This is a genomic window from Vibrio ordalii ATCC 33509 (assembly GCA_000257205.1).
GTDB classification, from domain to species: Bacteria; Pseudomonadota; Gammaproteobacteria; order Enterobacterales; family Vibrionaceae; genus Vibrio; species Vibrio ordalii.
The window spans coordinates 1-8180 of the sequence record AEZC01000195.1 but is presented as its reverse complement, the minus strand read 5'-3'; the positions used below and the strand labels follow the sequence as shown (position 1 = coordinate 8180).

At 42.9% G+C, this 8180-nt stretch carries 7 protein-coding genes, 1 tRNA gene and 1 rRNA gene; 5 read left to right on the top strand and 4 right to left on the bottom strand.

Annotated features, from left to right (window positions below):
* Nucleotides 1–104: 104 nt before the first annotated feature.
* Nucleotides 105–1151: an MJ1255/VC2487 family glycosyltransferase gene (locus VOR_RS0113255; RefSeq protein ID WP_010320181.1), complete on the bottom strand. Its 1047-nt coding sequence runs from the start codon at nucleotides 1149–1151 to the stop codon at nucleotides 105–107.
* Nucleotides 1148–1681, bottom strand: a complete 534-nt coding sequence (locus VOR_RS0113250) for a phosphatase PAP2 family protein (RefSeq protein WP_010320180.1) — start codon at nucleotides 1679–1681, stop codon at nucleotides 1148–1150. Before VOR_RS0113250 ends, VOR_RS0113255 begins: the two co-directional genes overlap by 4 nt.
* A gap of 459 nt (nucleotides 1682–2140) precedes the next feature.
* On the opposite strand from VOR_RS0113250, the gene leuA reads away from it, so the two are divergent.
* The 5 genes from leuA to VOR_RS0113225 all read left to right on the top strand — a co-directional run bounded on the left by leuA (nucleotide 2141) and on the right by VOR_RS0113225 (nucleotide 7850).
* Entirely contained in the window at nucleotides 2141–3688 is a 1548-nt protein-coding gene (gene leuA, locus VOR_RS0113245) for a 2-isopropylmalate synthase (protein WP_010320179.1), read from the top strand.
* Between the two features lie 73 nt (nucleotides 3689–3761).
* Nucleotides 3762–4853 (top strand): 3-isopropylmalate dehydrogenase, encoded by a 1092-nt coding sequence (leuB, locus tag VOR_RS0113240; RefSeq protein ID WP_010320178.1) that lies wholly within the window; start codon nucleotides 3762–3764, stop codon nucleotides 4851–4853.
* A 60-nt stretch (nucleotides 4854–4913) separates the two neighbouring features.
* Nucleotides 4914–6335 (top strand): 3-isopropylmalate dehydratase large subunit, encoded by a 1422-nt coding sequence (gene leuC, locus VOR_RS0113235; protein ID WP_010320177.1) that lies wholly within the window; start codon nucleotides 4914–4916, stop codon nucleotides 6333–6335.
* A gap of 14 nt (nucleotides 6336–6349) precedes the next feature.
* Nucleotides 6350–6952, top strand: a complete 603-nt coding sequence (leuD, locus tag VOR_RS0113230; RefSeq protein WP_010320176.1) for a 3-isopropylmalate dehydratase small subunit — start codon at nucleotides 6350–6352, stop codon at nucleotides 6950–6952.
* A 112-nt stretch (nucleotides 6953–7064) separates the two neighbouring features.
* Entirely contained in the window at nucleotides 7065–7850 is a 786-nt protein-coding gene (locus VOR_RS0113225) for a DUF547 domain-containing protein (RefSeq protein ID WP_010320175.1), read from the top strand.
* Between the two features lie 40 nt (nucleotides 7851–7890).
* Here VOR_RS0113225 and rrf read toward each other — a convergent pair.
* Together rrf and VOR_RS0113215 are read right to left on the bottom strand one after the other, a co-directional pair.
* Nucleotides 7891–8006: ribosomal RNA gene (rrf, locus tag VOR_RS0113220) — 5S ribosomal RNA — on the bottom strand.
* Nucleotides 8007–8037: 31 nt separating this feature from the next.
* A tRNA-Thr gene (locus VOR_RS0113215) sits at nucleotides 8038–8113 on the bottom strand.
* Between the last annotated feature and the right edge of the window lie 67 nt (nucleotides 8114–8180).

Below are 8180 nucleotides of genomic sequence, written 5' to 3'. Positions count from 1 at the left end.
CATTTTATTTAAAACATTGAACTGAGTTATAAATAACAGACCTTCACTTCAATGCATTCACCAAATAAATTAATTACGTCAAAATTTAAAGCGTTTCGTCAATATTAGCTAAGTGACACATAGCTGGGAAAATCAACCTGCCGCCATAAAGATTGGCTAAGATCGCTATGGTTATCCCATTGACCATTTTGTATCCATTCAACCAAGGCTTTAGCCACATTGGGATAAACCACTCGTTCGGCCTGGTTTTCATCTAACCAACGGCGCAACGCTGACGGATCCAAAAATTCCATAGATGCAGCAAGCCCAAGATTCTCAAGAGTAGCAACGTTACTTTGCTGCTCAAACTGACCCAGCAATGGCTTAAGCAGCAACTTTTTACCCAATGAGAGCGCTTCTGATGGTAATTCAAAGCCCCCATTAGCAATCACGCCATCACAGCGATGCAAGTCATATTGAAAACGAGTGTGGCACAAAGGGCGCAAATTCACATTTTCAATACATTGGATTTCCACAACAGAAGGGTGATAGCAAGTAAACATCTGATTTGAAAAACGAAAAAGTAGGTCAAGAATGTTATCGATATGTTCAAATGGAAGATAAACCAAAATGAAATGCTCACTAGACGTATGCTGATCCGAACAGTAGATAATCGGAGGAAGGATCGGTTGATCAAAATGATACCAATGTAACCCCACGTGGTAATTAGCGGGCGCAAACTGTTGAATGATCACCTTATCTAGCCAACTTGCTCCTTTCAACGGCACATTATGGCGAAAGGCATTTTGATGGCTAATTCCAATACATGGAATACCTTGCTGCTTAGCCGCCCATGCGGAAATGGGTTCAAAATCATTGATCACTAAGTCATACGCTGATAAATCGAGCGTTTTTATCTCTCTGACAAAAGTCAGCAAGTTATTATTCGATGCTGTTTTAACGTAATTTACGTGCCCTTGCTCAGTGAAGAAGGTAAAGCCGCGCCGAGTTTGATATTCACCAAAGCTTTCCATTGAGAAGTATTTCTCTTTTTCGCGCCCTGAAAATAAAAATTGCACATCAACATTAGCGTCTTTTAATGCTTCACTCATCACCCGTGAACGAGCAATGTGGCCATTTCCGGTACCTTGGACACCATATAGAATTTTCAAAGGCTTCTCTCCATCAACCACAAAGCAAATTGCGCACTACTCACCCCCAGCAAAGCACCAATCACAATATCGGTCAGAAAATGAACTCCGAGCAAGATGCTAGATAAACCAATTAAGCTGGCCCAAATTAAAACAAAGCCTTCACTGTGAGGATAAAAATGACCAATTAATGTGGCCATGACAAAGCCATCCGCAGTATGGCCAGAGGGCAAACTGTAACGATCTGACGGGGTAATAAATGCGGTTAAAGAAGGCGAAAACTCTTCAGGGCGACGCCGCTGAAAGCTATTTTTTACCGCCCAATAAACAGGAAGTTCAACCGCAAAAGCCGTCAGTCCGACGATCAATAACAAATAGCCGTGATGTGGGTCTAAATACCAAGCTAAAGCACCAATCAATGCATATAAGTGCCCATCCCCAGTATGAGAAATGGCTTTGCTGATCTGCGCGACAGGCTGATTAAAACGATGCTGTAAACAAAATAGCGAAAACGCTACGTCAAACTTAATAATTTGTTCTACACCACGCATGAGCAACTCCTATCATTCGATAAATCTCTTACGCTCTAAACGTAGAAGTTTAAAATGACAAATACGTGACTGTTTGTTTGAGAATGAGTGAATTTAACGAATAACAAATATTTTTGTGTGAAAATATTCAGCGTAACAAAGAGTTATCCTCATGATCAATTTTGCTCATTTTTACCGCTTTTGACTAAAACTGATCCGATACGAATAAAAAAGCAACTTAATGGTTGACGAGTTAAGTTGAGTACGGTACTAATTTGTTAACTTAATCTTGTGGAATGTTACCAATGACTATCCGTTTTTCTATCCTGCTGGGCCTGCTCCTTATCGTGAACCATTCGCGCGGGTAGGTTGTGGAAGAAAAACACCACACGAGATGACAAGAGCCCGCACTGAGATGCGGGTTTTTTTATAACTATATTTAGGAAGTTAACGATTAACCATCGGTGCAAGGGAGCAAACATGAATAATCAAGTCATTATATTCGACACCACATTACGTGATGGTGAACAAGCATTGTCATCGAGCCTAACTGTAAAAGAGAAACTGCAAATTGCTTTCGCACTCGAACGCTTAGGTGTTGATGTAATTGAGGCGGGCTTTCCAGTTTCCTCTCCTGGTGATTTTGAATCAGTGCAAACCATTGCGAAACACATTAAAAATAGCCGTATCTGCGCGCTTTCTCGCGCGGTAGCAAAAGATATTGATGCAGCGGCTGAAGCACTGAAAATCGCAGATGCCTTTCGTATCCATACGTTTATTTCAACCTCGACCATTCACGTACAAGATAAGCTACGCCGCAGCTATGATGATGTGGTCGAAATGGCTGTCAGTGCAGTAAAACACGCCCGCAACTACACCGATGATGTCGAGTTTTCTTGTGAAGATGCAGGTCGCACACCCATTGATAACTTATGTCGAATGGTTGAAGCCGCAATAAATGCAGGTGCTAAGACCATCAATATTCCAGATACAGTTGGTTATACTATTCCTAGCGAATTTGGTGGCATTATTCAGATGCTGTTTGAGCGAGTCCCTAACATCGATAAAGCCATCATTTCGGTACATTGTCATGACGATTTAGGCATGTCAGTTGCAAACTCCATCGCCGCAGTACAAGCCGGCGCACGCCAAATCGAAGGTACCATTAATGGTATCGGCGAACGCGCAGGTAACTGTTCATTAGAAGAAATCGCGATGATCATCAAAACTCGTCAAGAATTCCTCGGCGTACATACTGGCTTAAAGCATGACGAGATCCACCGCACCAGCAAGTTGGTTAGCCAGCTGTGCAATATGCCGATTCAAAGTAACAAAGCGATTATCGGTGCCAACGCATTTAGCCACTCATCGGGTATTCACCAAGATGGTATGCTAAAAAATAAAAATACTTATGAAATCATGACACCCGAATCCATCGGTCTGAAAAATCAGGCACTAAACCTAACCAGCCGCAGCGGCCGAGCCGCAGTTAAGAGCCATATGGACAGCATGGGTTACAACGAGAACGAATACAATTTGAACGCATTGTATGAAGATTTCTTGAAGTTAGCCGACCGAAAAGGACAGGTATTTGACTACGATTTAGAAGCGTTGATGCACTTCTCTAATCTGCGTGATGAAGATGATTTCTATAAGTTAAATTATTTGAGTGTCCAATCTGGTAGTGTCATGGCAACCACCAGTATTAAATTGCTTTGTGGTGATGAAGAAAAATGTGAAGCTGCCGTTGGTAATGGCCCTGTCGATGCGCTTTACCAATGTATTTACCGTCTAACTGGCTATGAGATCGTATTGGATAAATTTGACCTTACCGCCAAGGGCGAAGGTGAAGATGGACTCGGGCAAGCCGATATTATTGCCAACTGCAAAGGGCGAAAATATCACGGTACAGGCGTCTCTACGGATATTGTCGAAGCATCAGGACAAGCCTTGTTGCACGTGATCAATAGCATTCATCGTGCCGATCAAATTGCAGAAATTAAACAAAAGAAAGTGGCAACCGTTTAACGTACCTAGATTGGAGCTTTCAATCTTTAGAGCTCACTGGGGCAAGCAAATATAAAAATAGTAAAGGACTAACATGACAGACAAAACATACAAAATTGCCGTTCTTGCAGGTGATGGTATCGGCCCAGAAGTAATGCAACAAGCACACAAGGTATTGGATGCGATTGAAAAAAAACATGCTATCCGGTTTGCCAGAGAAGAATATGATGTCGGCGGGATTGCGATTGATAACCACGGTTGCCCGCTACCTGAAAGCACCATTAAAGGATGTGAAGAAGCAGACGCCGTATTGTTTGGTTCCGTCGGTGGCCCTAAATGGGAGCATTTACCACCCAATGACCAACCTGAACGTGGCGCCCTTCTTCCTCTGCGTAAACATTTCCAGCTATTTTGTAACTTACGTCCAGCACAAATTCATTCTGGTTTAGAAGGCTTCTCACCACTACGAGCTGATATCTCAGCTCGTGGATTTGATATTGTCGTCGTCCGAGAACTCACCGGTGGGATCTATTTCGGTCAACCTAAAGGTCGTGAAGGTGAAGGAGCAAATGAAAAAGCATTTGATACTGAAGTGTACCATCGCTACGAAATCGAACGTATCGCCAAAATTGCTTTTGAATCAGCACGCCTACGTCGCAAAAAAGTATGTTCAGTAGATAAAGCGAACGTACTACAAAGTTCTATTTTATGGCGTGAAGTCGTTGAAGGCATTGCTAAAGATTATCCAGACGTCGAGCTTTCACACATTTATATCGATAATGCCACCATGCAGCTCATTAAAGATCCCTCTCAATTTGATGTCATGCTGTGTTCTAATATTTTTGGTGACATCATTTCCGATGAATGCGCCATGATCACTGGCTCAATGGGCATGCTGCCGTCCGCTAGCCTTAATGAAAGCAATTTTGGCCTCTACGAACCTGCGGGTGGTTCTGCGCCTGATATTGCTGGAAAGAACATTGCTAACCCAGTGGCACAAATTCTTTCCTCCGCTTTGATGCTACGTTATAGCTTAGGTGAAGAAACCGCCGCTCAAGATATCGAAAATGCCGTATCAAAAGCACTTACCGCAGGTGAGCTGACCGCAGATCTCGCCAGTGGTAAAGCGGCACTTTCAACCTCTGAAATGGGCGATAGAATTGCCAGCTATATTTTAAACTCATAATTAGTAGGACTAGCCCAAGCCTAGTCCTTTATAAAGCTCAAAGAGCTCAAGGAAGAAGCAATGTCGCAAGCAAAAACCTTATACGAAAAAATTTATGATGCCCACATTGCGGTGTCAGCTGAAGGGGAAACCCCCATCCTTTATATCGATCGCCATCTCGTTCATGAAGTGACATCACCGCAAGCATTTGATGGCCTACGCGAGAAGGGACGTAAAGTGCGTCAGACGAGTAAAACATTCGCTACCATGGACCATAACGTTTCAACCACCACAAAAGACATTAATGCCTCGGGTGAGATGGCTCGAATCCAAATGGAAACACTGTCAAAGAACTGTGCTGAGTTTGGCGTAACACTCTACGACTTAAATCATAAATACCAAGGCATCGTTCATGTCATGGGGCCAGAATTAGGTATTACTCTTCCCGGCATGACCATTGTCTGCGGTGACTCACACACAGCAACACATGGCGCATTTGGCTCGTTAGCGTTTGGCATCGGTACGTCAGAAGTCGAGCACGTACTTGCAACCCAAACATTGAAACAAGCTCGCGCTAAAACGATGAAAATCGAGGTGATAGGTAAAGTCGCTCTAGGCATCACTGCTAAAGATATCGTGCTAGCCATTATAGGTAAAACAACGGCGGCCGGTGGTACAGGCTATGTCGTTGAATTTTGTGGTGAAGCAATTACCGATCTTTCAATGGAAGGTCGTATGACGGTGTGCAATATGGCGATTGAGCTTGGGGCAAAAGCGGGGCTTATCGCTCCCGATCAAACCACCTTCGACTACATTAAAGGTCGCAAGTTTTCTCCTCAAGGAAACGATTTAGAAGCCGCCATTGAGTACTGGGCAACGCTAAAAACCGATGATAATGCCAAATTCGATGCAGTCGTTACCCTAAATTCCGCGGACATCAAACCACAAGTAACGTGGGGTACAAACCCAGGCCAAGTGATTGCTGTCGACGAAACCATTCCATCTCCCGATAGCTTTAGTGATCCTGTCGAAAAAGCATCAGCAGAAAAAGCACTGGCGTATATGGGACTGGAAGCGGGTAAATCCTTATCAGACTACAAAGTGGATAAAGTTTTTGTCGGTTCTTGCACAAACTCACGCATTGAAGATATGCGAGCAGCAGCTCAAGTCGCGAAAGGTAAAAAAGTCGCACCACACGTTCAAGCATTGATTGTTCCAGGTTCAGAGCAAGTTAAAGCGCAATCGGAAGCGGAAGGCTTGGATAAAATATTTATTGAAGCGGGTTTTGAATGGCGCTTGCCGGGCTGTTCAATGTGCTTGGCTATGAACAATGACAGGCTCGGTGCAGGTGAGCGTTGTGCATCAACATCCAACCGCAATTTTGAAGGCCGCCAAGGTCGAGATGGCCGCACACATTTAGTCAGTCCTGCAATGGCCGCCGCCGCCGCCATCGCTGGACACTTTGTCGATATCCGTAATATTCATTCTTCAACACTCAACTAAACAGGGGATCACCAATGCCAGGTTTTAAACAGCACACAGGTTTGGTCGTTCCTCTTGATGCAGCGAACGTCGATACAGATGCCATCATCCCTAAGCAATTTTTACAGAAAGTAAATCGCACTGGTTTTGGCAAACACCTTTTTCATGATTGGCGTTTTCTAGATGATGCAGGTCAGCAACCGAATCCAAATTTTGTCATGAATAAACCTCGCTATGAAGGAGCGAGCATTCTACTTGCTCGTGAAAACTTTGGCTGTGGTTCTTCACGAGAACATGCCCCTTGGGCTTTAGCGGATTACGGCATCAAAGCCATGGTTGCACCCAGTTTTGCGGATATTTTTTATGGTAACTCAATCAATAACCAAATGGTTCCAGTCCGTCTTACAGAGCAAGAAGTTGATGAAATATTCCAATTTGTTGAAGGAAATGAAGGTGCTCAACTAACTGTAGATCTTGAACGAATGGAAGTTAAAGCCAATGGAAAAACATACTCATTTGAAATTGATGAATTTCGTCGCCATTGTTTACTTAATGGATTAGACAATATCGGTTTGACGCTACAGCACGAAGATAAAATCGCTGATTATGAAGCAAAAATTCCTAGCTTTTTGAAATAGCGAGTGTCGATTTAATTTCTAGAGGTTGGTGTAGATGCATCAACCTTTTCTTTTATCTGAAATTTATCAATCCCTATCTAGGTCATATTGGCTATGAGATGAGAGGTAAACGATGAAATATCTATTAACGCTATGTTTGACACTCGGGTCAACGAATGTATTTTCGGCTCCTAAATCACAGCTATGGGATTATTGGAACTCTAGTAATGAAGAAAATACACAAGCCATTTCACATCAAATTTGGCAGACAACACTTGATACTTATCTAATCCAAGAAAATCACAACAGCCTCTTCGATTATCAAAGGGTCAACTCAAAAGATAAGGAGCAGTTAGAGCTCTATATTTCACAATTATCAGCCCTTGATCCAAGAGAGTATGCAAAGCTGGAACAATATGCTTACTGGGTCAACTTATATAATGCCTTAACAGTTAACTTAATCGTCGGTCATTACCCAATATCATCCATCACTAAACTAGGAGGATTCTTTTCATTTGGCCCTTGGGAACAAAAGATCATTACCATCAATCAAAAAGAGCTGACTCTCAATGATATTGAACATCGAATTTTAAGACCTATTTGGAAAGATCCTCGAACCCATTATGCGGTCAACTGCGCAAGCCTAGGTTGCCCAAACTTACAAAAGCAGGCTTTCACAGCAGAAAATACAGAATTATTACTGGAAAAATCAGCCACAGAGTTTATCAATAGTGAAAAAGGAGTAAAGGTTACCAATGATAAATGGATTTTGTCTTCTATTTACGACTGGTTTGCTGAAGATTTTGGGACGAAACAGCAATTATTTGAGCACTTAGCGCAGTACAACAAGGCACTAAAAAGCGAGAAAAAGAGTATCAGCTATCACTATGATTGGACATTGAATGATACGAATAGATAGAAAAAAACCTCAGCATTTCTGCTGAGGTTTCGTAATTCAAGCCTGGCGATGTCCTACTCTCACATGTGGAGACCCCACACTACCATCGGCGCTGTTGTGTTTCACTTCTGAGTTCGGCATGGGTTCAGGTGGGTCCACAACGCTATGGTCGCCAAGCAAATTCTTTTAGCTTACAGAGCTATAAAACTGGTGCTGATACCCAGAATCGAACTGGGGACCTCATCCTTACCAAGGATGCGCTCTACCGACTGAGCCATATCAGCACACTGTATCTTGTGTCACAAGTGACTAAAAAGCCCGCTCTTACAAACGGGCTCTTATAAATTAAAA